Source organism: Nocardioides sp. (genome assembly GCF_035429765.1).
GTDB lineage: Bacteria > Actinomycetota > Actinomycetes > Propionibacteriales > Nocardioidaceae > Nocardioides.
The window spans coordinates 1-1759 of sequence record NZ_DAOMFK010000337.1 but is presented as its reverse complement, the minus strand read 5'-3'; the positions used below and the strand labels follow the sequence as shown (position 1 = coordinate 1759).

4 protein-coding genes are annotated in these 1759 nt (G+C 72.8%); 3 read left to right on the top strand and 1 reads right to left on the bottom strand.

Features of this window, described 5'->3' with window-relative positions; translation table 11 throughout:
• Positions 1–164 precede the first annotated feature (164 nt).
• Positions 165–350, top strand: a complete 186-nt coding sequence (locus PLP61_RS16970) for a hypothetical protein (protein WP_324503979.1) — start codon at positions 165–167, stop codon at positions 348–350.
• A 31-nt stretch (positions 351–381) separates the two neighbouring features.
• Complete coding sequence (locus tag PLP61_RS16965; RefSeq protein WP_324503978.1) at positions 382–579, top strand: hypothetical protein; 198 nt, start codon at positions 382–384, stop codon at positions 577–579.
• 9 nt (positions 580–588) lie between these two features.
• Here PLP61_RS16965 and PLP61_RS16960 read toward each other — a convergent pair whose 3' ends face one another.
• Positions 589–1122 (bottom strand): DUF1707 SHOCT-like domain-containing protein, encoded by a 534-nt coding sequence (locus tag PLP61_RS16960; protein ID WP_324503976.1) that lies wholly within the window; start codon positions 1120–1122, stop codon positions 589–591.
• A gap of 86 nt (positions 1123–1208) precedes the next feature.
• Between PLP61_RS16960 and PLP61_RS16955 the strand changes: the two genes are divergently transcribed.
• A partial coding sequence (locus PLP61_RS16955; RefSeq protein ID WP_324503974.1) for an NAD(P)/FAD-dependent oxidoreductase occupies positions 1209–1759 on the top strand: 551 nt, incomplete at its 3' end.

The window sequence follows — 1759 nt, the reverse complement described above, 5'->3', positions numbered from 1 at the left end:
CTCGACCTGGTTGCTCTCGCTCGGCGCTGCCCCGACTGAGAGCCGCGCGGGAGCCGTGTCGCCGACCGGTCTCCCGAGGTGTCAGCAGGCGAACAGAACTCCAGGCGCAACCGGCGCAGGATCGCTGTGTCACCCCGACCACCACGATCCCGAAGGAGCCCGACATGGACGCCTCCCACGCCTACCTGGCCGCCAAGCTCCCCCGCTTCTACACCGAGGACCGGATGCGTGCGGCCGCCCAGCAGCGCCTGGTGCGCGAGGCACGTCGCCAGCCGACCACCGCCCCGACCGCACCGCACCGGCACCTGTCGCTGTGGTCGCTCGTCCACTTCCGTCGCACCTACGCCTGACCCCCCTACCGACTCCCAGCCGGAGACCGCCATGACCACCTCGCCCGCCCCCGACCAGCTGCGTGAGGCCCTGCGCAGCCAGCTGCTCCGCCTCGCCGAGCACGAGGACGACGTCGCCGCCACCGAGGCCGAGCACATCCACTACTGGGAGGCGATGCCGGCCTCGATCACCAGCCACCGCCAGGCCGCCGCGGCCCTGCGTGCCGCAGCCGACGACCTGCTGGAGTGAGTGCGCCGGTCAGTCCTCGGGCCCCGGCAGCTCACCGCGGGCCCGGCCCCGCTCCAGCTTGCGCGTCTCCTCGGCGATCATGTCCTGCCGCATGAACACGACCCGGCCCAGGTTGAGACCGGTGCCGAGCATCACGAACACCGGCCAGGGGAAGCTGTCGAGCCCCGAGGTCACGGCCCAGATCACCCAGCAGATCAGCGACGCGGACACGAACCCCCACACCGCCTCCCGCCGGGCGCGGCGGTACGCCGCGACCGCACGGTCCGCCAGGGCCGTGCCGGACGATCCCGCTGTCGTGGCGAGCAGGTCCGACACGAGCGCGGGCAGCTCGCCCAGGGTGCGGGCGCGGCCGGCGGCGTCGGTCCGCTCGTCGAACTCGGCCCGGTCCAGCCGGCCCTCGGCGTAGGCGTCACCCAGCACCCGGTGGACGCGCTCGCGGTCGGCGTCGGAGGCGCGCAGCCCGGCGTTGCGTGGGTCCGTCGGGTCCTGGGGGAACGACGCCCACAGCTCCACGGAGGCGCGCCGATCGGGATCCTCGGCCATGCGCTGATCGTAGTGGGGAGATCGGCAGACGCGGCGGTGGCGCGTGCGGTGGCCCGCGTCCCCGGGTCCTCTGGTAGAACGAGACCGTGGCCAGCGAGAGCACCGGCGGAAGCACGTCCGTCGACACCGACCTGATCATCATCGGCGCCGGCCCGACGGGGCTCTACGCCACCTACTACGCCGGCTTCCGTGGGCTGCGCGTCGCGGTCGTGGACTCGCTCCCCGAGCTCGGCGGCCAGATCACCGCGATGTACCCGGAGAAGGCGATCCTGGACGTCGCCGGCTTCCCCACCGTCAAGGGACGCGACCTGGTGGCCGGTCTGGTCGCGCAGGCGGCGACCGCCGCTCCGGCGTACTTCCTGGAGCGCACCGCACTCTCCCTGGAGGAGGCCGAGGACTCCGTGACGGTCGGTCTCGACGACGGCACCCGGATCACCGGCCGCGCGCTGCTGGTCACCGCCGGGATCGGCAAGTTCAGCCCCCGGCCGCTGCCGGTGGGGGAGGACTGGCTGGGCCGCGGCATGGAGTTCTTCGTGCCCAGCTTCGAGCCGTACGTCGGCAAGGACGTCGTCATCGTCGGTGGGCATGGAGTTCTTCGTGCCCAGCTTCGAGCCGTACGTCGGCAAGGACGTCGTCA